Annotated in this window: 20 protein-coding genes and 1 tRNA gene; 16 read left to right on the forward strand and 5 right to left on the reverse strand. The window is 38.6% G+C overall.

The window, feature by feature from the left end:
- Positions 1–110: 110 nt before the first annotated feature.
- Genes ABJN95_RS03295 through ABJN95_RS03305 form a run of 3 tightly spaced genes read right to left on the reverse strand, consistent with a single transcriptional unit; the run spans position 111 to position 2653 of the window.
- On the reverse strand, positions 111–857 hold the full coding sequence (locus ABJN95_RS03295) for an SDR family oxidoreductase (protein WP_348368570.1): 747 nt from the start codon (positions 855–857) through the stop codon (positions 111–113).
- Positions 850–1614, reverse strand: a complete 765-nt coding sequence (locus ABJN95_RS03300) for a hypothetical protein (RefSeq protein WP_348368571.1) — start codon at positions 1612–1614, stop codon at positions 850–852. The genes ABJN95_RS03295 and ABJN95_RS03300 overlap by 8 nt, the downstream gene beginning before the upstream one ends.
- 10 nt (positions 1615–1624) lie before the next feature.
- A complete protein-coding gene (locus tag ABJN95_RS03305; protein ID WP_348368572.1) occupies positions 1625–2653 on the reverse strand; it encodes an alpha/beta fold hydrolase in 1029 nt (342 codons plus the stop codon).
- A gap of 90 nt (positions 2654–2743) precedes the next feature.
- On the opposite strand from ABJN95_RS03305, the gene ABJN95_RS03310 reads away from it, so the two are divergent.
- The 6 genes from ABJN95_RS03310 to ABJN95_RS03335 all read left to right on the forward strand — a co-directional run bounded on the left by ABJN95_RS03310 (position 2744) and on the right by ABJN95_RS03335 (position 9019).
- Positions 2744–3739 carry an NADP-dependent oxidoreductase gene (locus tag ABJN95_RS03310; RefSeq protein ID WP_348368573.1) on the forward strand — a complete coding sequence of 332 codons (996 nt, stop codon included), beginning with the start codon at positions 2744–2746 and terminating at the stop codon, positions 3737–3739.
- Positions 3740–3755: 16 nt separating this feature from the next.
- Positions 3756–4814: a hypothetical protein gene (locus ABJN95_RS03315; RefSeq protein ID WP_348368574.1), complete on the forward strand. Its 1059-nt coding sequence runs from the start codon at positions 3756–3758 to the stop codon at positions 4812–4814.
- Positions 4815–5016: 202 nt separating this feature from the next.
- Positions 5017–5943 carry a nitrilase-related carbon-nitrogen hydrolase gene (locus ABJN95_RS03320; RefSeq protein WP_348368575.1) on the forward strand — a complete coding sequence of 309 codons (927 nt, stop codon included), beginning with the start codon at positions 5017–5019 and terminating at the stop codon, positions 5941–5943.
- Between the two features lie 56 nt (positions 5944–5999).
- Positions 6000–6515 (forward strand): MarR family transcriptional regulator, encoded by a 516-nt coding sequence (locus ABJN95_RS03325; protein WP_348368576.1) that lies wholly within the window; start codon positions 6000–6002, stop codon positions 6513–6515.
- A 25-nt stretch (positions 6516–6540) separates the two neighbouring features.
- Positions 6541–8040: an aminotransferase class V-fold PLP-dependent enzyme gene (locus ABJN95_RS03330; RefSeq protein WP_348368577.1), complete on the forward strand. Its 1500-nt coding sequence runs from the start codon at positions 6541–6543 to the stop codon at positions 8038–8040.
- Between the two features lie 589 nt (positions 8041–8629).
- A complete protein-coding gene (locus tag ABJN95_RS03335; RefSeq protein WP_348368578.1) occupies positions 8630–9019 on the forward strand; it encodes a hypothetical protein in 390 nt (129 codons plus the stop codon).
- Between the two features lie 165 nt (positions 9020–9184).
- On the opposite strand, the gene ABJN95_RS03340 is transcribed toward ABJN95_RS03335, so the two are convergent.
- Together ABJN95_RS03340 and rseP are read right to left on the reverse strand one after the other, a co-directional pair.
- Positions 9185–9258: transfer RNA gene (locus ABJN95_RS03340), tRNA-Asn, on the reverse strand.
- 166 nt (positions 9259–9424) lie between these two features.
- A complete protein-coding gene (rseP, locus tag ABJN95_RS03345) occupies positions 9425–10741 on the reverse strand; it encodes an RIP metalloprotease RseP (protein WP_348368579.1) in 1317 nt (438 codons plus the stop codon).
- Between the two features lie 160 nt (positions 10742–10901).
- On the opposite strand from rseP, the gene ABJN95_RS03350 reads away from it, so the two are divergent.
- The 10 genes from ABJN95_RS03350 (at position 10902) to ABJN95_RS03395 (ending at position 24268) form a co-directional block, all read left to right on the forward strand.
- Complete coding sequence (locus ABJN95_RS03350) at positions 10902–11585, forward strand: SCO family protein (protein WP_348368580.1); 684 nt, start codon at positions 10902–10904, stop codon at positions 11583–11585.
- A gap of 111 nt (positions 11586–11696) precedes the next feature.
- Positions 11697–11942, forward strand: coding sequence for a FeoA family protein (locus ABJN95_RS03355; RefSeq protein ID WP_348368581.1), 246 nt, complete (start codon positions 11697–11699; stop codon positions 11940–11942).
- The gene (gene feoB, locus ABJN95_RS03360) at positions 11939–14176 is read left to right on the forward strand and encodes a ferrous iron transport protein B (protein ID WP_348368582.1); all 2238 of its coding nucleotides are present in this window, start codon (positions 11939–11941) and stop codon (positions 14174–14176) included. The genes ABJN95_RS03355 and feoB overlap by 4 nt, the downstream gene beginning before the upstream one ends.
- Positions 14177–14514: 338 nt before the next feature.
- Entirely contained in the window at positions 14515–16047 is a 1533-nt protein-coding gene (locus tag ABJN95_RS03365; protein ID WP_348368583.1) for a carboxypeptidase-like regulatory domain-containing protein, read from the forward strand.
- A gap of 294 nt (positions 16048–16341) precedes the next feature.
- Positions 16342–16863, forward strand: a complete 522-nt coding sequence (locus tag ABJN95_RS03370; RefSeq protein WP_348368584.1) for a sigma-70 family RNA polymerase sigma factor — start codon at positions 16342–16344, stop codon at positions 16861–16863.
- A 2-nt stretch (positions 16864–16865) separates the two neighbouring features.
- Positions 16866–17663: a HEAT repeat domain-containing protein gene (locus ABJN95_RS03375; RefSeq protein WP_348368585.1), complete on the forward strand. Its 798-nt coding sequence runs from the start codon at positions 16866–16868 to the stop codon at positions 17661–17663.
- A gap of 63 nt (positions 17664–17726) precedes the next feature.
- Complete coding sequence (locus tag ABJN95_RS03380) at positions 17727–18491, forward strand: DUF4097 family beta strand repeat-containing protein (protein ID WP_348368586.1); 765 nt, start codon at positions 17727–17729, stop codon at positions 18489–18491.
- A gap of 62 nt (positions 18492–18553) precedes the next feature.
- Positions 18554–19267 (forward strand): hypothetical protein, encoded by a 714-nt coding sequence (locus ABJN95_RS03385; protein ID WP_348368587.1) that lies wholly within the window; start codon positions 18554–18556, stop codon positions 19265–19267.
- Positions 19268–19424: 157 nt separating this feature from the next.
- Entirely contained in the window at positions 19425–21509 is a 2085-nt protein-coding gene (locus tag ABJN95_RS03390) for an amidohydrolase family protein (RefSeq protein WP_348368588.1), read from the forward strand.
- A gap of 107 nt (positions 21510–21616) precedes the next feature.
- A complete protein-coding gene (locus tag ABJN95_RS03395; protein WP_348368589.1) occupies positions 21617–24268 on the forward strand; it encodes a DUF5916 domain-containing protein in 2652 nt (883 codons plus the stop codon).
- The last annotated feature ends 6 nt before the right edge of the window (positions 24269–24274 follow it).

Raw genomic sequence — 24274 nt, forward strand, 5'->3', positions numbered from 1 at the left:
CTGAACAAACCATAGCCGTAGCTGCTGGTTTGGTAAAAAGTGCCACGGGTTAAAGTTGAAGTAACTTAACCATTTTTTGAGTTTGAACTTAACACGTGCTTTTGAGCTTTCTAATGCATTCCTGCACCACCGTTTACGTGTAAACATTGGCCTGTCATATGTGATGCTCCATCGCTCAACAAGAATAAGATTACCGAACCAATCTCCTCGGGTTTTGCCATTTCTCCTAAAGGCACCATTTTCTTATAGGCTTCTTTGTCAAACCTTGTAGAGCCATCTTCCTTATAAATAAAATCAGTGTCCACCGCGCCAGGCGCAACAGTATTAACTCTGATTTCAGGAGCCAATTCCGCAGCTAGGGTCTTACTAAAACTTACCACAGCTGCTTTTGCCGCGCTGTACGGACCATATTTTTTTTGACCTATAAAAGCTAAGCCTGATGACATATTGACTACAGCAGAGGAAGTACCTGCTTTCAATAAAGTCATGAAGGCTTTGCACGCATTGAAACAACTTTTAAAACTGATATCATAGGTTTCATTCCACTCTTCGTATGAGGTGGATTCGATAGATTTAAATTGAGTAATAGTTCCAGAAAGATTCACTAGTCCGTCAATATAAGATGTTTGTCTTTCAATTTCTCTTACCACTTTCGACAGGCTATCTTTTTCAAGAGGATTTGCTTGAAAATAGTGAAAGGAACCTGAAAATGTGTTTTTCGATTCGTTTTGAATATCAACACCGAAAACCGTCGCTCCGGCATTCAGAAGTTGCTTAATAAGGGGTATCCCGATTCCGCTGTTGCAGCCTACCACAACAAGAAATGAGTTTTCTACCTGATATTTTGATTTAATCATCTTCCTTTTTACTAAACTCGGTGTTGTCTGAGTTGATATAACCAGGTTCAATAAGGGTCCAACCTGAAGTGACTTTGCGCAAGTTGATACCTGATCGCTTGGCTTCAGGGTTTAACCAAGTATAACTTATGGAACGACTGTTGATTTCGACACTATCCAATGGCATATCATAAATAGCCAATTTCATAATGGCCAATTTCTGTCCGAAAAGGAGCTGTGTCAATTCTGCAGTATATCGCTTGCCTTCAAAATCAATATCGGCCATACCGCCTTGGTCATGAATTTCAAGATTACTTTTTCGATATATGCTATCTGGATATTGCTTTAATGGCATTTCTATCCAACCCGAAAACTTGCGCACACGAATAAACTTATAGGGTTCTTTATTCTCAAAATGATGCATTCCTTTTACGTAAAGCGTATCGCCACTCAGTCTAAAATTGTCATCCTCTAGAATATTATCTGCAAGGGGTATCGTTTCTATTGGATTCTTACCATTTCTTCCTTCGCGAATTTCTGCTTTCAAATGTCCGTTTTCGCCCTCTAAAATGTCTAGAGAAAAATGCCGATGTTTGTCATCAGTTTTTACACGGTGAATATCAGTTTCTGTATTTTCAAGCCAGTATTGCTGAAAATTATCCCAAGTGCCAACTAAGTTTTTGGCTTGCGTCGTTTCTGAATTCGGTTTTGACTCATCAACTTTTTCTTTACAGGATGATATGAAGACCACCATTACCAATACCACTATCTTTTTCATTTTGCTTTGATTAGTTGTTTGTGTACCAGTCTGCTAAATACGTTTGAATGGTTTCTGCTGTTTTATTTGGATTTTGCTGCACCAAGTCTTGCCATGCGACCCGCAAATGCTGGCCATCCGTTTGTACCGCTGGAGGATCTTTACTTGACGTTTTATAGAGTAATACTATATTTTCTGGAACTTGTATTGCTGAGAAATCTATATCATATGTTTTTAAATTAGAAGCTTTTTCGTTCATAAAGCCCGCCATTTTTAGTGTTCGCTCTTTAGCATCGCCATCAATCATAAAACCTTGAATATGGTCCTCAAATTGATAAGCCAATAGTTGGTCTACGTATTTGGTTATGATACTGTTGTTCCATCTAAAAATAGAAGTTGGCACTTTCAATTGTTGAACATACTCACCCCGCTCATGAAGAAATGCAAGTTTGTATGCAACATCATAGGCCGCACCAACCTTTAGGAAATCCACTGCTACCATTTGTAATACGAAAAGAGGCATTTGTGGGCGATTTAAGGCATATTCATCCGTAGTGAAACACCAAGGGAAATATTGAAACATTTGCGAAACGATTGTCCAAATTTGGGTAAGATGACTCCCATCTAACTGCGGTGTCAAATCTGGAAAGTAATGTTCAAGTATTTTATCAGCCAAAGCATCCTCAAAATGCGCTGAATTATCTAAAAAAATATGTGAAACTGAATCAGGATACTCCAATCCATAGCGCACTGCCAATTGTGCACCTGTTGCCGAACCGTATATCGCCGGTTTGCTCAACCCTATTTTTTTAAAAGCTTGAAATAAAAATGAAGTATAATCTGATAGGTTGGTAGGAGTTTCGGTAAGTGCATCTGATTTTCCATAACCAGGGGTATCAATACAGAAAATGGTATAGTGTGAAGTCAAATGTTTCGCTAAAGGGAGTAGTGTTTCTCCGCTGCTTGGTGAAGGATGAAGCATTACCAATGCAGGCCCCTTACCCATTATATAAAAATGAAGTTTCTTATTTTCGACTGTAACAAATCTACCTATACTCAAAACCGTGTTTTTAAATAATTAGTTAATATAGTTAATTATTTATAATATTAACTAATTTTGACTACATTTAAGAAATTAAAACAATGGATGATGACCAACACACTCATAACACTAGAAAGCAGACCATCGGGGGCTATACAAGAAAGTAATTTTGGTATGAAAACCGAAGCGATTCGCGGATTAAATGACGGCGAGTTTCTTGTAGCTATAGAAGCCTTATCGATGGACCCAGCTATACGGGGGTGGATGAATGCCGGAACAACTTATATCAAAGGCATAGCACTGGGTACGGTCATGCGCAGTTTTTCAGCGGGCAAAATAGTTCAATCTAAAAATGATACATTTAAGGTAGGTGACTATGTAGAAGGCATGATGGGAGCACAGACCCATGCTATTTCTGATGGCACAGGAATACGCCTTATCGATGTCTCAAAAAGCAGGCTTACACATCATTTAGGTGTATTGGGTATGCCAGGTATGACTGCCTACTTTGGACTACTAAGACGGGGGGAGCCCAAAAGTGGAGATATTGTTTATGTTTCGGCAGCTTCGGGGGTAGTAGGTTCTACTGTTGGGCAAATTGCAAAAATCAAAGGTTGTACGGTTATTGGTTCGGCAGGCAGTGATGCGAAATGTAAATTCTTGCTAGACGAATGTGGATTTGATTTTGCCATTAATTATAAAACCGAAAACCTCGATGCCAAGCTTAAAGAGTATGCACCGAACGGAATTCATATTTTCTATGACAATGTAGGTGGTGATACCCTCAACACAGCCTTGGCGAATTTAGCGCATGGTGCACGAGTAGTCATTTGTGGTGCTATTTCGCAATACAACGATATGGCCAACATTCAAGGACCGGCAAACTATATGAAAATAGTCACTGCTCGTGGTTATATGACGGGTATTATTGTCTTTGACTTTATAAATGAATGGCCCGATGCTGCAAATGAAATTGCAGATTGGATTGCAGAAGGAAAGATAAATGTAAAGGAGCATATTGTAGAAGGTTTAGACAACTACTTTCCTACTTTACAAATGCTATATACTGGTGAAAATTTCGGTAAACTGATCTTGACGATTTAATTATATGGGCGAAGCTTTGAAAAAACAGAACTTGCCTGATACCGGAATTAGCGGTGTTTATGAGGTGATTTTAGGCACTGACGATGCCGAATACGCCAAAAAGTACTTCGCCGACTTCGGATTTCAAGTAGTAGACCAAGCTACTATTTCAGCTAAGGATGCATCAAAAATTTACGGGGTAGATTCAAAACTCGCTTCGTATCGTTTACAAAACGGAAAAATAGATAGTCATGGCTTGCTTCGGATACTGGAATGGGAAAAACCTTTGGGTGATGGTGTCGGTTATGCCCCTGTGGAGTCTATAGGTTCGCGTATCGCAGTAATGCGTACACACGACATTTTTCGGCTATATGATATTTACAAGACCGCTAGAGATGAAGGCAAAAAACTTTGGCTACCTACCGAACCGATTGCAGATGACCTCTTCGGATTGAATACTGGTGAACGAGATTTTTTTAATCGTCCAATTATTGTGCGTGAAAATGCTGTTTACGGCCAATTTTTCAATCATATTTTCTTTCAGCGTTACGGTTACGTTATTCCTGGCTACGGAACAATTGCCAATGACACGCCTCTAAAAACCAGCGAATTTACACATCACGATTTCATTATTGATGCCGACACCATGGACCAAATGGGATATCTTTCAACAGCCTTAGGATTACAAGCGGAAGAAGAACCAACCCTAGATGGTGATTGGTTGAAAGGCCCGAAGAGGGTTTTTCAAATGGAGCCTGGTTTTAGTCATTGGTATCAGGGTTTTGTATCTCCAAATAATATCTGCGGAAAAATGAAATTTTTTATTCCCAATGGAGTAAAAACAAACAGATCTAAGCATCAAAGGATTGGCGAAAAAGGAATTACGCTACATTCATTTTATACGCCAAAACTAAAAATGGTGTATGAATTAGTTCTCGCGCATAAACTAAAGCCCACTCAAATTCAAAAAAATGAATTCGGAGAATTTTCCTTTGTATTTTCAGATACCGCTGGGGTAAGTTGGCAAATTATTGAAAAAGAAAAACCTACTGAAAATCCACCAGTAACCAAACTAGAGTTTAAACCCTCGAATTGATTTCGTCTTATTAATTTCAAAAAATGACGTACATCGATTGTAAGAACTTCTTAACTAAAATAGTTAATAATATTAACTATTTTTGTATCTTGTAATGTAACCTAAGCTTCACCATTTGAGTCAACGATATAAAGCCCTTGCCCTGCAAACAGAGTGTTTTGCAATCAACAAATGTAACGACAGAAGTTCTGCATATAGTTTGATGCAAAAGTCTTTGAATACTGTTTTGGCAGAGACAAGAGGTTCAAAAGCCTTCATCGGACCTGATTTAAAACTGGTGGTGCTTCCTGAATATTTTTTGACAAGTTTTCCTTTTGGCGAAAGTCTAGATCAATGGAGAGAAAAAGCTTGCCTTTCAACGAATGATGCGCTGTTCACTCAAATGAAAGAGTTTTGTGTGCAGCAATCTATCTTTTTGTCTGGTAATTTTTATGAGTTGGATGAAAATTTTCCAAATTTATATTTTCAAAGTAGTTTTATTATTGACGATGAAGGGGAATTGATTTTAAAGTATCGTAGGTTGAATTCCATGTTCGCGCCAACGCCACATGATGTGTTGGACGATTATATAAAAGTATATGGTGATGATGCTCTTTTTCCAGTTGCGGACACCAAACTTGGTAAGCTTGCTTGCATAGCTTCTGAAGAGATACTATATCCCGAGATTGCAAGGTGTTTAATGATGCGTGGAGCGGAAATTTTTCTTCATTCCTCATCAGAAGCAGGAAGTCCTCAGTTAACGCATAAAGAAGTTGCCAAACGTGCTAGAGCAATTGAAAATATGTGCTATGTCGTATCTGCAAATTCGGCTGGCATTTCAGGAATTGATTTTCCTTTCGCAGCCACTGATGGTTTATCGAAAGTAGTGAGTTATGAAGGTCATGTTTTATCAGAAGCGGGCACTGGTGGAAGTATGGTTGCCAATAGTTATATAGATGTTGGAGCATTAAGGGACTATCGTTCTAAAGTATCAATGCAAAATTATAATGCCCGACAGCGTTTCGAGTTGTATGCGCCATCGTATAATACATATTCACATTATCCATCAAATAGCTTTAAAACAGAAAGCCCTAGCAAAGAGTTGTTTATAAAAACACAATTAAACGTTATTAAAAAAATACAGAAGTAAGCGGATGTGCCTTATATTGCATAAGCTTTTAATACCCCACTTAATGAGACAGAAAAATGATAGAAAAAAGTATTGAAGAATCCATAGTACTCAGCATTTTTGAATTATCTAATCAACTAAAAAAGATAGGTGATGAAGTATACCAAAAAGTAGGTTTAACCACCCAGCAATGGCTTATTCTTTTACACCTTGCTGAAAATCCAAACCTTCCGTTCTTCAAAAGAGAGAAGCACAAAAAGGCGCTAATGGCAAGTGAACTTGCTGAATCTTTGAACGTGTCAAGAGCCAATATTACTAACCTAATTAATGTATTGCTTGATAAGAATTTAATAAAGCAATATGAAGATGGTGACGATCGACGGAAAAAACGATTGGAGCTCACCAAAAAAGGAGTTGATTTGGTTAATAAAACACAACCTTCCCGTTTAGCCGTAATTATGTTCTTGACAGAGGGCTTTAATAAAGAAGAAAAAGAAACTTTCTTACGCTTTTTAGAAGCATGCACGGGTAAAATCACAAATGAAGAGGAGAAAATACTGTCTTTCCACAAGTTATTAGTAGAAATAGAATAAGCGCTACACCTAAAGTTGCTATATCATGTCTGTAGGTTTTAAAGAACAAAAAAAAACTATTTTGGAAAAACATTTTGACCAATTTAGACCTCATATCATTGGAATTGACACAAATTTTGAATCAGTATATGGAACACAGAAACTTTTATATGCCGATTGGATTGCTAGTGGTAGGCTATATGGCCCTATAGAAGATACCATGCGAAACGTCATTGGCCCAATGGTTGCCAATACCCATTCGTTTTCCAGTGAAACAGGTAAAGCTTCAACATATGCCTATAAAGAGGCGCGCAGCATAATTAAAAAGCATGTAAATGCTACCGAGAATGACATTTTGGTAACCGCTGGAACTGGAATGACCGGAGTGCTTTCAAGATTGCAACGTGTTATGGGGCTTCGTTGGCCAGATGCGGTAAAAAATCAGATCAAGTTGTCTGAACATGAGCGCCCTGTAGTTTTCATCTCTCACATGGAACATCACTCCAATCATGTACCTTGGATGGAAACCATTGCAGATGTAGTTGTGGTACCCTGTGATGAAAATAACCTAATCTGTCCTGAAAAATTAAGAACCGAGGTTGAGAAATATGCTAATCGCCCGAAAAAAATTGGTGCCTTTACCGGGTGTTCTAATGTTACCGGAATCATATCTAGATATCATCAACTTGCTAAAGTCATGCATCAAAATGGGGGTATTTGTATTGTTGACTTTGCCGCATCTGCACCCTATGTTGATATCAATATGCATCCTGAAGACCAAGAGGAGTGCTTAGACGCTGTCTTGTTTTCTCCACACAAATTTCTAGGAGGTCCCGGCACTTGCGGGATTTTAGTTTTCAACAAAGAACTCTACAATACAAGTTGCCCTGATGTGCCTGGAGGAGGTAACGTAAAATGGACAAATCCTTGGGGTGGGTATGGATATCATGCAGATATCGAAACAAAAGAAGATGGTGGAACACCTGGATTCCTCCAAGTAATGCGCACTGCTTTGGCCATACGACTAAAGGAAAAAATGGGCACTGAATTAATTGAAAAGCGCGAAGAAGAACTACTGCAATTGTGTTTTTCAGAGTTAAGAAAAATTCCAAACTTATTTATACTTGGTGATAATGATCAAAAACGCATTGGTGTGGTTTCTTTCGGAGTAAAAGGAGTGCATTATAATCTAATCGTTCGCCTGCTAAATGACCGTTTTGGAATTCAGGTCAGGGGCGGTTGGTCATGCGCTAGTACATACGGTCACTATTTGTTTGATATCAATACTGATTCGTCAAAAAATATGATTCAAAATATTGAAAGTCAAGATCTTACTGATAAACCTGGATGGGTGCGCTTGTCTTTACACCCTATCACCTCCGACGATGAGTTACTTTACATCTGTGGCGCCATAAAACAGCTTGTTGAACATATTGAAGATTGGAGTCATGATTATGTTTACAATCCTGTAAGTAACGAGTTTGATTGCAAACTTAGCGGAGATGGAAAAATAATTGAGGGTGTAAAAGATTGGTTTTCCCTATAACGGCAACTGGAAATGCTATCCCCTATTCAGTTAACTCTCTGTCAAGGTTCTTTTTTTTAAAATTGTTGATTATTCAGCGATTTCAGCCGAAGGTGATGACAAACTTGTAAAAAGTCTCCTTCTTGAACATAATTTAGCTTGTATCCCTATTTCTGAGATCATTTTAGCCAATAGAAAGGATAGGATCACTCTATTCTATTTTATAAAAAATGTAGAAACTTTTCTAGCGGTTGCAAATACATTCAATGCACTTTAGCGTTAAGACAGCCAAACATATCCTCTACATCTATAATCAGCCTGTTAATTATTTAATTCATATGAATTACAAAAAGATTAGTGAAAAAAATGCTCTAAAGCTTACTAGTTCCGAAGCCTTTAGCATAAAGCACTCCCTTTTTGACTCAAACCTCAGCGATTAACTATTCATATCTAACTATTTGGTAAATCCATCATTCGTTGTGTATCTAAACCAGAGGTCTTGTTATACGGCAAAATGCTTATATTTATAAGGGTTAGTACAATTTACATGCTATTTCTTAAAAAAAATAGCACTCCACTTAATTGTGCTATAGGCAGCTAACATGAAATTATGAAAACACTAAAATCTTCACTTAGAACCATTGCTATTTTCTTCATATCAATGGGGTTATTGCAGAGCTGTGTTGCATATCACAATACTCCGACGAACCTTCAGCTGGCAGCACAATCAAAAAAACGTGTCAAGCTTAAAACCAGCTTAAATCAAACCTACAATTTTGAACAGATTGTGTTGGTGGAAGATCAATTTTATGGTCTCAAAAAGGAAAGGGGAGAAATGCTAAGAATTGCCATAAGCGAAAATGTAGATAACAAGGTCTTTTTACAAAGCAAACGCAAATCAACTTGGGCGACCATTGGGATTATAGGAGCGCCTGTGATTGCGCTCGCTATTATCGCGAAAAATTCACTTAGTTTCAATTCAGGCCTTTCTTTTGAATGAACGAAAAGTGCATTAACCCTACGAATTTAAATTATGCCTTCGTTAATTAAGATAGCTATAAGCCATAGTGATGAAGGCACACTAGAACCTTTGTTTAGCAGATTTATAAAGGAGAAACTAACTATATATTATAAACAAAAAAGCCGGTCTAAAGACCGGCTTTTGCTCCCCCTCTTGGGCTCGAACCAAGGACCCTCTGATTAACAGTCAGATGCTCTAACCAACTGAGCTAAGGAGGAAAATATTTTCAAAAATTCCCACAAAGAAAATCAACTATTATGTTACGGTCCAGCGGGCCGAAGCTATTTTCTTTTTGCGTAGGCGGGTGCAAATATAATTGTTTTTTAAAATACCACAAACAAAAAAATAGCGATTTAACTGAAACGACAAGATTATTGTTAAGGACTATAAAAACCGCTTGATGATATTCCAGATATCATTTCCAAAAATAACCGCCATGAGTCCCATAACGATAATAAAACCGACTATTTGGCCTCTTTCAAGTGTTTTTTCACTCGGTGGCCTTCCTGAGATTATTTCATACAGCAGAAACATCACATGACCCCCATCAAGCGCCGGAATGGGTAATAGGTTTACAAAAGCCAACCAAACAGAAAACATAGCCAGAAAACCCCAAAAGAAACCCCAATTCCAACTTTCGGGCATCATTTCAACAATCCCTATGGGGCCTTTTACCTGTTTGTACCCTTCTGTCTTTCTATTAAATATTATTTTAAATTGACGTACTTGGTCGGTAAGCACTTTAATAGTTCGGTTAAAGCCCGCAGGAACGGAAGCTAATAAGCCATATGAGTCTGTTACCCTTAGGTCATCTACGCTTGGAGCGATTCCTGCCTTTCCTTCATCAGACAGGGTTACATCGAAAGTTCTTAAAGCACCTCCTCTATCCGCTGATATGGAAATAGTCTCACGGGTTTCATACCCATTCATCAGCTCGAGAAACTCACTGTAATAGGTAACCGTTTTGCCATTAACTGCAGTGATCAAATCTCCCGATTGAATACCCGCTATACGAGCTCCAGAATCTTCGGTTGTTCTACCAACAATGGGCCTCATTCGATAACTTAAAAACCCCCGACCCTGGCTTAATAAATCTTTTTTGCCCTCATCGGCAATGGGTATCGTAAGCGTTTGCCCATCTCTACTAACGGTAATTTCATCTCCCAACAATATGTCCAAAGATGCATCACTGAATTTTGTGGATTTTTTGCCATCGATAGCTAAGATCTGATCTCCTGTTTGCAAACCGATTTTTTGACCAACAGAGTCTACCAAAATACCATATTTCAAACTATCGGCAGGAATATAGGTATCGCCATTGCTATACAGCAATCCAGAATAAATAACCCAAGCCAACAAGAAATTTACGGTAACCCCACCCAACATGACAATCAGTCGTTGCCAAGCAGGTTTGCTTCGAAATTCCCAATCTTTAGGCTCTTCCTTCATTTGTTCGGTGTCCATACTCTCATCGATCATACCGGCAATCTTTACATAACCTCCCAAAGGCAACCAACCAACACCCCATTCGGTTTCCCCAATTTTCTTTTTAAAGAGCGAAAACTTCCAATCAAAAAATAAATAGAACTTCTCGACTTTTATCTTAAACCATTTCGCGGGTAGGTAATGACCAAACTCGTGCAGCACAACAAGTATTGAAATGATGAGTATAAATGTTAATATTTGAATCAGCAATTCCATGTAGACTTTCTAAAATTAAAACGCACAAAAGTACATCTTTACAAGGTCTTATAAAAAGAAAGTATTTTTGAGCGTACCTTTTTAAGAAAGATTTAGCAGCACAACTCCCTTAATTTCTTGAACACTCTAGAACACTGCCGTATCTTTGTTGAAAAGTTAAATGCGTTCATTCTTCGGTAAATACAAACTATTTTTTGGGGTACTTTTTGGTATCTCTATCATCATTATTTACCTCTTTTACAATGCGTTGCAACCAAAGGAGACACTTGCTATATATCAACCTTCGATGGTGAATAAGGAATTGGTAGATAGCACGCTACAGAAAAAAAGAAAATATCATACTATTGCTGACTTCTCGCTCATTAATCAAAACGGACAACGCATTACCCAAAAGGACTATCAGGGAAAGATTTATGTGGCCGACTTCTTTTTTACGACCTGCCCTACCATTTGCCCTATCATGACCAAAAACATGCTCGAGCTTCAAGAGCGTATCAAAGAAGATGACGTATTGCTTTTATCCCATTCGGTAACCCCGCAAATAGATTCTGTCGCTCAGCTCAAAAAATACGCTTTAGAAAAAGGCGTTGATGATAGCAAATGGAACCTTGTTACCGGAGATAAAAAACAAATTTATGAACTAGCGCGAAAGTCGTATTTAGCAGTGAAGACCGATGGTGACGGAGGTCCGTTTGATATGATTCATACTGAAAATTTTATTTTGGTTGATAAGGAAAAACGTATACGCGGCTTTTACGATGGCACCAAGATAGATGAAGTTGAGAAATTGATGAAAGATCTGGAGATTCTTAAAGCGACCTATGCTGCACAAAATTCCAACTAGAACATTCCAAATTCCAAAGTTACCTTATCGGAATTAGGTGCATTAATTTTGATTTTTTAGGATATTTTATCCTATTTTTGCTCTCTTACTTATAATCAATCTAAATAAAAATTGAGTATAACAGTTGCTGATCTAAGACGTGGACAAAAGGGAATCATCAAGGAGTTTGCCGATGATTTACTTCCTATCAAACTCCTAGAACTAGGCTGTCTCCCTGGCAATGAAATTGAACTCGTGCAAGTAGCGCCCCTTAAAGATCCTATTTATATCAATGTTAACGGAGCTCATATTGCCATAAGAAGATCTACGGCCCTTCAGATTGAATTGGAAATGATTGAAGACACGACCCTATTATGAGTAAACAGATTAAGGTCGCGCTCATAGGAAACCCGAACACCGGAAAGACTTCGGTTTTTAATCAACTTACAGGACTTAATCAAAAAGTAGGCAACTACCCCGGCATTACAGTTGAAAAAAAAGAAGGTATCTGCAAACTGCCCCGGGGCGTTAAGGCTCATATTTTAGACCTGCCAGGAACGTATAGCCTTAACACCACTTCCTTAGATGAGAGTGTTGCTGTAGAGTTGCTACTCAATAAAAAAGACAAAGATCATCCTGATGTGGCCCTTGTCATTTCAGATGTGGAAAATCTGAAACGAAACCTTCTACTATTTACACAAATTAAAGACTTGAAAATTCCAACCATATTGGTGATCAATATGGCAGACCGTATGTCACGAACTGGTATTTCTATTGACATTGAGAAGTTGGAGGAAAGTCTAAATACCAAAGTTGCCTTGGTCAGCACCAGAAAAGAGACGGGCATAGAACGTTTGAAAGAACTCATTGCTGATTACAAAAGCCTCGCTTCCTTGCCCAATGTTGATACCACTGTAATTGCGCCCGAGTATTTCGAACGTCTGCAAAATACATTTCCTAACGAGGATTTGTACAAACTTTGGTTGGTAATTACCCAGGATGTCAATTTCATGCCCATTGAGAAGACGCTTATCAAAGATCGTTCTTCCTTTGCAACGAAATCAAAGTCAGAATTGAAGCGTCTACAACAAAAAGAGACGATTTTGAGATATCAATTTATCAATGGTATTCTTAAAGAAGCCTACAAAGTAGATGCGAATGCCGCCAAAGGTTTTCGCGCTTCATTAGATAAAATACTCACACATAAAGTCTTTGGCTATCTTATTTTCTTCCTCATATTGCTTACCATTTTTCAAGCAATTTATGTGTGGAGCGAGTACCCTATGGATATGATAGATAGCTTCTTCGCATCAGCAAGCGAATGGGTAAAAAATACCTTGCCAGCAGGAGCCTTTACAGATCTTATTGCAGAGGGAATTCTAGCGGGTATTGGCGGAATCGTTATTTTTATTCCGCAAATAGCCTTTCTCTTTCTTTTTATTGCTCTTCTTGAAGAAAGTGGTTACATGAGTCGTGTTGTTTTCTTGATGGACCGCTTGATGCGACCTTTCGGACTTAGTGGCAAAAGTGTTGTTCCGCTAATTTCAGGAACGGCTTGTGCTATTCCCGCCGTAATGGCCACAAGAACCATTGAAAACTGGAAAGAACGCCTGATTACCATTTTGGTCACGCCCTTTACCACTTGCTCAGCCAGGCTTCCTGTGTACTTGATTATCATTGCATTGGTGATACCAGATGGCCGTTTTATCGGCCTTAGCTATCAGGCCCTTACACTTATGTTGCTGTATTTGATTGGTTTTGGTGCCGCCATACTGTCGGCCATGGTACTAAATAAGATTCTAAAAATAAAAAGCCGTTCTTTCTTTGTGGTCGAAATGCCCACTTATAAACTTCCCCTTTTTAAGAATGTAGCCTATACCGTATTGGAAAAAACAAAAAGTTTTGTTTTTGGTGCAGGAAAAATAATCTTGGCTATTTCAATTATTCTTTGGTTTTTAGGTTCAAACGGATTTTCGAATGACTTTAAAAATGCAGAGCAAATTGTTAAAGATCGTATTCAAGCTGATGGATTTTCTGCCTTTAGTGAAACCTATATCGACCAAAAAGTTGAGGAACATCAGTTTTCTCTGAATGACGAAGCACTACAGAAGGAAGACGCTATGGCTATGGCCGCTATTCGAAAAGAATTAACAGCTCCAAACAGCGAGCTCTATAATAGAATAGTGGAACAGGAAATCGCAAGTCACAAATTGGAACATTCGTACATTGGGTATGCCGGTAAGGCGATTGAACCCATAGTACGACCTTTAGGGTATGATTGGAAAATCGGAATCGCCGTACTCACTTCTTTCGCCGCACGTGAGGTTTTCGTCGGAACCCTCGCAACCATATACAGCGTTGGAAGTGACGAGGAAGATACCATCAAACACCGAATGGCAGCAGAAGTAAATCTGCAAACAAAAAAACCTTTGTTCAATTTGGCGTCGGGTATTTCACTGCTTCTTTTCTATGCTTTTGCCATGCAATGCATGAGTACACTTGCGATTGTAAAACGCGAAACAAATAGCTGGAAATGGCCTGCAGCACAATTGGTATTTATGAGTCTTTTTGCCTATATTGTTGCTTTAATCGCTTATCAAATTCTAAAATAACTATGGAAATTCTTCAACTTGTATTGGTCTACCTTACGTTGGCGATCGCTGTCGGCTATATTGTGAAGAAATTCTTTTTGCCTAAGGCTCTTTTCGTTTCCAAAAAGTCTAGTACCAAGGCCTGTGGACAAGATGATTGTGGCTGCCACTAAACTGCTCCATTGTAGCAATCTGTAAAATAGTTTCCCTTCTTAGTAACAATACTTCCTTAAGATTCGTCTTCTCAATAGAACAAAGTTAAAAAAAGGATAAATCCGTATTAAGAAAATCAAAAAAGAGATGCTTTGTTCATCTGCTATTGCTTTTTTTGTTCTTCTTAACCCACCATTATTACGTATATGTTGAAAATTACCCCTCAATTTTTCATCCTTTCCTTCGCCTTCTTTGCTTCTTTTGTACAGGCACAAACCTTGACTTCTGTGATAGTCGATTCTGCGTCGAAAAAACCGATTCCGTATGTAACTGTACAACTTAAAAACAGAGGGGTTATTACCAATGAGGAGGGGCGCTTTGCCTTTCAACTAGACAGCAACATTCAGCCAACTGATTCGCTATTTATCTCGTGTATTGGTTATGCATCTATCGGCAGACCTTTAAATCAGTTTACCGAAAAGCAGATTGTTCTAGCGGCCAAGGCAATCGATTTGAACCCCGTAATTGTTACGAATAAAAACTACACTCCAGAAGAAATTCTAGAAATAGTTGAAGATAGTATAAACAAGAATTATAATTTGGGCCTTGCCAAAAAACGTGTTTTTCTTAGAGAAACCTATAGTAGTCAATTGCTAAAAACAGATTATACCTTAAAGAAGTCTACTATAGAAGCCTTCAACAAACAATTCCTCGATAACCTAATAGATCAAGTTCCTAAGAACAATACGGTTTACAATGAATCACTTGGTGATCTTTATGGAGGTAGCGATGGCGATGAACAAAAATTAAATCTTATCAAAGCATCGGAGCTATATGATAAAAGTATGGAACTTGACTTTGAAGTACTTGAAGAAAAGTTCAACAAAATCATGAAGGAGAATGTAAAGACCGATTCATACTTTAAAATTAAATCAGGGCTCTTTGGAACCAAGGTAGACGCGGATGAAATGTTTGAGTCTGAGGTTGACTCTACAGATGTGGCTGCCTTAAACGAGCAGCTTGAGAAAGAAAAAAAGAATAAGGAGGAGCGTAAAAAATTCTTTGCCAAGTACAAAAGGCAAACCATGGGTAACCTGTATGAGAACCTTCCTGTCTTCGAAGATACGGACTATAACGTACTCTTCAAACCCGGACGATACGAACTCGCCCTAGACGACTTTACCTACTTGGGTGATGCCGCGGTCTATGTTATCAGTTTCACTCCCAAAAGGTCGGAGGATTACCGAGGAAAGCTATATATCAATTCAGATGATTTTGCTCTAATCCGCATGGACTTTGAAAATGTAAAGCCCTTACGTGATTTTAGTTTGTTAGGTGTTTCACTTAAAGAATATTTAGCCGTTGGAAAAATTATCTTTACTAAGGGAGAGGATCAGAAATACCATTTAAGCTACTACGATATTACCAAGGGCATTCAAGCCGGATTCAGAAGACCCTTGAAAATTATCGAAAAGAATAAGAACGTCAAAGGGCGTAGAAAGCAAAACGAACTCTCCATGAAGGTCGATGCCGCTTTTGGCAACCGCAATCGATATGAACTGGTTGTTTTTGATGAAACCCCTATTAATACTTCCCAATACGATTCTTTTAAAGAGCACAATACGGTACTGCCAAAGTATATGCCCAATTATGACCCCGAATTTTGGAAAGGCTACAACATCATTGAACCCAACCAAGCTATCAAAGAATTTACTTCGATTGGAGAAGCCGAAGACTAACTGATCTATGTACCATAATGTAATTGGCGAAGTATCATCAAGTTAGAATTGCAAGTTCGCGTTAATTCTTCATTTCAGCGCGAAAAAAGTATCGAACCCATTTAGGTAACGCAAGGCGTTCGATACAACACATTTCAAGTAAACATCGGAATTGTAGCCTTCAAAGTATTATTTCGACATAAGGCTATGAAAATCACAGCTAGCTACTTTAGTTGTGATTTTTTTTACGCCTTGGTGTAACCTTTTGTAATTTCCAGACTATATACAAATGAAGACCAACTAAAAAAGCGCTTTTTGGAAAAGTTGACCGACGAAATCTTAATGGCAAAAGTGGCAAACGGAAACTTAGACATGCTTAAGATTCTATTTGAAAGACACCATAAACATGTATTTAATTTTTTGCATAAAATGTGTGGTGATCGAATGTTGAGTGAGGATATAACACAAGAAGTCTTTTACAAATTAATGAAGTACAGAACCTCTTATAATAATGGCAAGTTTGTGTCATGGTTATTTACCATAGCCAGAAATAGCATGAATACGCATTTTAGGAGGGCTGCAAATCATACTGATGATATAGACGCTATGGACTATAAACTTGTTGCAGAGGAAGAAGAGCAAAAAGATTATTCCGATCTGCACTTGGCCATAGGTCAATTAGATACCTCAGATAGGGAATTGGTGATTTTAAACCGTTTTCAAGAGATAAAATACGAAGAACTAGCTGAAATTGTAGGAAGTACTCCTGGAGCGGTAAAAACGAAAGTCAGTCGCGCATTAAAAAAACTAAAGACCATTTATTTTCAAAATTCATAGAAATGGAAAAGAATCATGTTATTGAACTACTACCAGCGTATCTGGATGATCTTTTGAACGAAACACAAAAGAAAAATGTAGCTGCACATCTTAAGGGCTGTGAATCATGTTCTCAAGAATTGGAGGAGTTGAAAAAACTCTTTGAGGCTTTTGACAGGGAAAAAGAGTTGGATACATCCGACAAATTGAGAACTAACTTCTTTGAGCAAATCGAACTTGAAAAGCAACATACTGCAAAAGTGGTTTCCATAGACAGCACATCCATCCAAAGAAAAAACAACTGGACGAATACCTTCTTAAAAATTGCAGCAAGTATTGTCTTATTGGTTGGTACTTATTATTTCGGAAAACAGCAACAAGAGCAAATATCAGGCAAAGAGATTGCACAACTTACTGATGAAAGCCAAGCGTTTAAACAAACCGCCATGTTATCATTGATGGGAAATAAGTCGGCCAGTAAGCGCATACAAGGTGTCAACTTTATAGAGGAGTTCTCTGAACCCGATGAGGCTATAGTAAATGCACTAGCTGATCGTATGCTCAACGATGAAAATACGAATGTACGTAGAACGGCTGTTGAAGTATTGAGCGAATATACAAGCTCGGAAACGGTAAAAAACAGCTTTATCAAAGCATTGAAAACAGAGAAAGACCCCGGAATTCAAATCACCATCATTCAAGTGTTGGGTAAAATACAGGAAAAGAAGGCGGCCGCATCTATGCAATACCTTTTGGAGCAAGATGATACCCAACCCTATGTAAAAGATGAACTCGAGTCAGTATTACCAAATATTATTTAAACGCCTGTGCTCAGCGCAGTGGAAACATCAATCATTAAATTAAATCAGAAAAAAACGTAAAAGATGAAAACAATCAAAATAACTTTTTTAGCCTTTCTACTTTGTTCGGTGCTTACAGCCCAAGAAGATTACACCCAATCACTAGATGGAATTGAGTGGGTCAAAGTAGAATCAAAAGCCGACATTATCGTTAAGACGCATGGTGAAAAACAGCTACGGATTAAAGGAAAAAGCTCGTCTAAAATACCTGAGCGAGCTAAAGGACTAAAGTTAGTAGGAGCAGGTGGGTCTGATAATACCGACGTGGGGTTTTATGTAGTTAAGGAAGGAAATGACCTCATCGTAAGAAACCTAAGAAAATGGAATAATGGGAGTGCTGAAATTTACTTGCCAGCCAATCAGAATATTGCCGTTACCACCAACGGAACCAGTCAAAGTGATATAAGAATCTATGGTTTTAAAGGAGAAATCGAAGCCAACGCCAGACTGAACGGCGGAATAAAAATTGAAGATGTAAGTGGGCCGGTTACCGCCAATTCGCTGAACGGTGGAATTGATATTTCTTTTGTAGATATCAATCAAGATTCACCCATAACGGTCTATTCTACCAATGGTGCACTTGATATTAAATTGCCTGGTAATACCCCGGCGAACCTTTCATTAGGTTCTGTAAACGGAGAAATTTACACCAATTTCGAACTCAAATTTCCAGAAAAGAACGGGTTAAAGTCAATTTCTACCCAAAAAATCAAGCAGACCATAAACGGAGGTGGCGTACAGTTGCAACTAAAAACAACCAATGGAAATATTTATCTAAGAAAAGAATAATCAACTTTATACAAAATCATAATCAGACACTGAAACCAATTCAGCGTAAAAAACGAACAGTCATGAAAAAATTAACTAGTATCCTTTTATTAGGCCTCATCAGCCTTACTACGAACGCACAAAAAATTATAGAAAAGAACATCGATTATAAAAATCAATTCATTGATGTTGAAGTAAAATTCGCTTCACTTATCGAAGTAAAAACCTGGGATAAAAATACAGTGTATCTAAAAGCAAGTATTTATACTGATGACCCAAAATTTCAAGATTTACACAAAATAAAATTTAATGAAAATTCAAGTCTAATCAGTATTGAGTCAAAAGCAGAACCCGTTTTCGAAGCATATCGCAAAGACTGCATCAAAAACAATCCGAACAGGAAAAGATACTGTTACAACACTGGTGATTTAACAGAATTCAATTATACCCTTTATGTGCCGAAAAATGCACGCTTCAAAATAAGCAGTATTAATGGTGACTTAAAATCTGAGGTTATTGAAGGGGAATTCGAAGCGGACCTTATTAATGGAGATATTGAGATCGCTAAGTACTCAGGCGAGCTCGACCTAAGTACGATCAATGGCGAAATAGACTTAAAAATGAGCAATGTCAAAATGGTTGCTGAAACCATTCATGGAGATATTTATGCAGACGAAAAACTCAAATTCAATGCTACCGATCGTCATGTAGGTCAAAAAATAAGTGGTTCATTAGGCAATGCTTCCAATCGCTTAAAATTGAATACGATTAATGGAAACATGTACCTAAGGCTGTAAAAGCTAAATAGCAGCTATCTAATGCCAAGCGCCCTCGCGACTTCAGGCAGGGTCAAAAGTGTCTTATGCAATGCGTTTTAACGGTTACTTCGAGACCAATCGATATGACTATTGGCGAATTGCATATGACCGATTTACTACGCTATAAATAAAACAAATGAAAAAGTACGTACTATTTTTAACGGCATTCCTATGCCTTGTTTTGAACTTCGTTAGTTGTTCTAAAACAGAATACGACCTAGCTATAAAAAATGTAAGCCTTTTCGACAGCAAGAACAAGACGGTACTGGAAAACAAGACCATTTTGATCAAAGCAGATACCATCGCAGCTGTTATCGATTTCTCTGAAGAGTTTTCCGCTAAAACGGTGATTGATGGTAAAGAAAGGCTCGTAACTCCTGGGTTCATAGACACCCATACGCATTTGATGCAGAATTATACCAGCAGTAGTGATTTTGCCCCAGAATATATTGCCGAAAGTGACTATGATCTGGCCCGTGGCCTTATGACTCAAATGTATTTGGCCTATGGCGTTACCACCATCATCGACATGGGTCAACCTGAAGCGTGGATGGATGTCACTCTAAATTGGCAAAAAAAACCTTCTCCACAATACCCAAATCTTTTTATCTGCGGTGGATCAATGGTTTCCGATGCGAACTACCGGCAACCACAGCATCATATTGAAGTCATGAACCCAGAAGACGGAAGGAGGAAAGTTCGTGAATACGCCGAAAAAGGTTTGAAGCATATGAAGCTGTATCGAAAGTTGAAGAAACCCGATTTTGAGGCGATGGCTGACGAAGCTCAAAAATTCGATATTACGATCAACACCCATACCGATAACAATGTAGTTACCATTGATGAGGCCATGGAATTGGGCATTCAAAACTTCGAGCATTTCTTTACGGTAACACCAAGCATTTTAAACTACGATGAACATTGGAAGACTATGAATAAAGCGTACGGCATTCAAATGTCTCCCAGCATAGATGAATTCTCGGCTCATATGGTCTTCTTTTTCAGTTATATCAAAGAAAACCCAGAATTCGAAGCACAACTGATGGCACTGTTTGACCGCATGGCCGCTAATAGAGCTTCTATTAGCACGGCTTTGAACGTACTGGCTTCATCAGCCCGAAAAACCAATTTCTTTACCTCTTTTGAGTATTTTCCGATTCGAAGAACCCCAATGGTCTCTTATACTGATGCGCAGCAAAAACAACTGTACGACGCCTATGATGCCATGATGCTTTATGTAAAAAAGGCCCATGAAAAAGGAGTTAAGATTCGTGTAGGTACCGATTGTCGCTATGGCGGAAAGGCTATGCTACATGAGCTTATGCTATTACATGAAGCAGGTATTCCCATGGTAGACGTTCTACAAATAGCAACCCTAAACGGTTATGAATCAATGCAGTTAACTGATGATTACGGCAGCATCGAAATAGGTAAGAAAGCGGATATGATACTTTTTGATCAAAACCCGTTCGAAGACCAGAAGCATCTGCTCTCTAAAAAGACCATTATAAAGGGCGGAAAACTTTTCACTCTGAAAAAATCACTGGCCTATGCGCTACAAGATATCATTATTGACGAAGGAAAGGATAAAGGGCTTTCGTGGTATGAAAAAATGGGCAACAGTTCAACCTATGAGCCTTTAGATTCAAATGAACTAAAAAATGTCGTAAGCACCTTTTTAGGCGATGGTAGGGTTGAAGACGCAGAAGCAGTTTTGGGATTGTACAAGCAAAATTTTCCCAAACTACAAATGAACATCGATGGAAATATCTTAACCAACGGCACTTATGCACGGCTAAGGGATAAAGAATATGAAGCTGCTATGGCGTTTTACGAGTTTGGACAGACCAACTTTCCGAAGGCTGAAAGAACCTTACCGCTGGCAGTACTTATGACCTTATTAAAAGATGGTATTCCGGCAGCAAAAAAGTACTATACCCTTATCAAAGCCGATGAAAATTATATTTATAATGAAGATGAAATGAATGCTGTTGGCTACTTATTATTACAACTCGAGAAGCCACAAGAAGCCATTGCCATTTTTAAACTTAATGTACAAGCATTTCCAGATTCTTGGAATGTTTATGACAGTTTAGGGGAAGCCTACATGGCTATTGGCCAAAAAAAATTGGCCATCCAAAACTACCAGAAATCAATAGCACTTCATCCTGAAAACGAATATGGAAAAGAACAATTAAAAAAGCTTGGCATATCACGATAATAGCAAATAAGAGTTACAATTTGTTAAAAAAAGATTAAAATCAAATCATACTGTAACTACCCAATTTTTTATGAGTCTTTAAGTCACATCAATCATAAATCGAAAACATGAAGACCAACTTGTTTACTGTTTGTGCAATACTCTTTGCACAAACAGTATTTTTTGCACAAGATTCCACCGATGTTGTTGTTCAAAGAACCTATACCACTAAATTTCTTAATGAGGTAGCATCCCCAGAAATAGACGGATTGCTCGATGACCCAGGCTGGGAAATTGTCGAGTGGGAAGGTGACTTTATCGAACGAAGACCTGACGAAAATACCCTGCCCGATCACCGAACTAAGTTTAAGATTGTTTATGATCAAAAGTTCCTATACGTAGGCATACGCGCCTATGATAGTGACCCAGATAAGGTTGAAATGCGACTGTCACGACGAGACGGGTTTCAAGGTGATTGGGTAGGTATTTTCATTGATAGTTATCACGATAAGCGAAGTGCTTTCGGTTTTATTACTACGGCTGCTGGAGTAAAAGCAGATTTTTTTAGTTCAGAAAATGGCAACAACGAAGATGAAAGTTGGAATCCGATATGGTATACCAAAACCAATCTTGACGAGGAAGGCTGGACGGCAGAAATGAAAATACCTTTCAGCCAATTGAAATTTGGTAAAGCCCAGGAACAGGTTTGGGGTATTCAGGTAGATAGACAATACTTTAGAGGTGCAGAGCGCTACGCTTGGCAGCGCATCAAACAAGATACCCCTGGTTTTGTAAGTGAATTTGGTTTGCTTAACGGATTGGTAAATATAGAACCCCAAAAACAATTGGAAATTCAGCCCTACACTGTGGCTAAACTAGAAACATTTGAGGCCGAAGCCGGAAATCCATTTCGTGATGGTAGAGACAATCAAATCACAGGAGGGCTTGACGCCAAAATTGGAATTACCAATGACCTGACTCTTGATTTGACCATTAATCCTGATTTTGGGCAAGTAGAAGCCGATCCTTCGGCGATCGCGCTTGACGGATTTCAAATTTTCTTTAGAGAGCAACGTCCTTTCTTTGTAGAGAACAAAAATATTTTCGACTACCGCGTTAGTCAATCAGAAGCAGGCAACACCTTTGGGTTTGATAATGTGTTTTATTCACGAAGGATTGGAAGAAGCCCACAGGGATTTCCAGATACCGAAGATGAAGAATATGTAGACCAGCCTGAAAACACAGCAATATTGGGTGCAGCAAAATTTAGTGGTAAAACAAAAGACGGATGGTCTATAGGGGTATTGGAAAGCGTAACTGCTAAGAAGTATGCGACCATTGACAACAACGGGGAGCGTAGAAAAGAAGTGGTAGAGCCTTTGACCAACTATTTCGTTGGACGGGTTCAAAAAGATTTTAATGATCGAAATACCTTTGTCGGAGGAATCTTTACAGCAACCAATAGAGACCAATTAACACCCGAACTCAACTTTTTGCACCACTCAGCCTTCACCGGAGGTGTCGACTTTAAACACCAATGGCATGAACGTGATTGGTATGTGGGTGGCAATATGATTTTTAGTCGTGTTAACGGAAGTAATGAAGCTATTAGCAATACCCAAGAATCAATAACCCATTTGTTTCAAAGGGTGGGTGCAGATCATGTTTCGGTTGATGAAACTCGCACCTCATTGACAGGCACCGGAGGCAATCTGCAGCTGGGTAAAGCCGGCAATGGCTATTGGAAATTCGAAACAGGGGCCACTTGGAGGTCTCCAGAGCTAGAGTTGAATGATATCGGATTCCAACGACAAGCAGACGATATTCGGCATTACACCTGGATCGGTTATCAAACCTTAAAACCTACAGAAACCTTTCGCAGGGTAGGTATCAATTACAACCACTGGAGTGTTTGGGATTTTGGAGGCAATCACAATAGTCTTCGCTTCAACACCAATAGCTGGCAAAACTGGGATAACAACTGGTTCACCAATGTCGGTTTTACCTACGCACCAAAACAATACTCCAACTTTGCTTTGCGTGGTGGCCCGAGACTTCGTCAGGCGGCAGAAATAAGTTTCTTTAACGGCTACAATACGGATCGAAGAAAAAAGGTTCGTTTTAATGTTTTTCATAGAGGGGAAAAAGGAACAGACAATTCGTACAATTCATACAATATTGATTTTGGCATTACCTATCAACCCATAAATGCGCTTAGCATCTCGGCAAATCCGGAGTACGGAATAAATATGGACAAGCTGCAATACATCGACAACATTGATGTAAATGGAGAAACCACCTATCTCACGGGCACGGTTGATCAAAGAACCCTAAGCATGTCTTTACGCTTGAACTATACGATCAATCCGAACTTGACGATTCAATATTGGGGGCAACCATTTATTTCAAGGGGAAGGTATTCCGATTTTAAGGAAGTCGTCAACCCTATGGCGGCAACCTTTGATGAACGTATCTCCCTATATCCTGAAAGCCAGATTTCCTTTACTGATGGAACATACGCTATTGACAGAAATCTAGATAATGTTGCGGATTTCACTTTTGATAACCCTGATTTTTCATTTGTTCAATTTCGGTCAAATCTCGTTGTTCGGTGGGAATACATTCCTGGTTCGGAAATATTTTTGGTATGGTCACAAGACGTATCTCAATCAGGTAACCCGCAAAACGGACTTTTCAATGATCTAGGCGATAATATTTTTAACGATGAGAAACCCCAGAATATCTTCTTGGTAAAGGCCACCTATCGCTTCGTACTATAAGCAAAA

Source organism: Maribacter sp., assembly GCF_039974175.1.
Lineage (GTDB): Bacteria > Bacteroidota > Bacteroidia > Flavobacteriales > Flavobacteriaceae > Maribacter_C.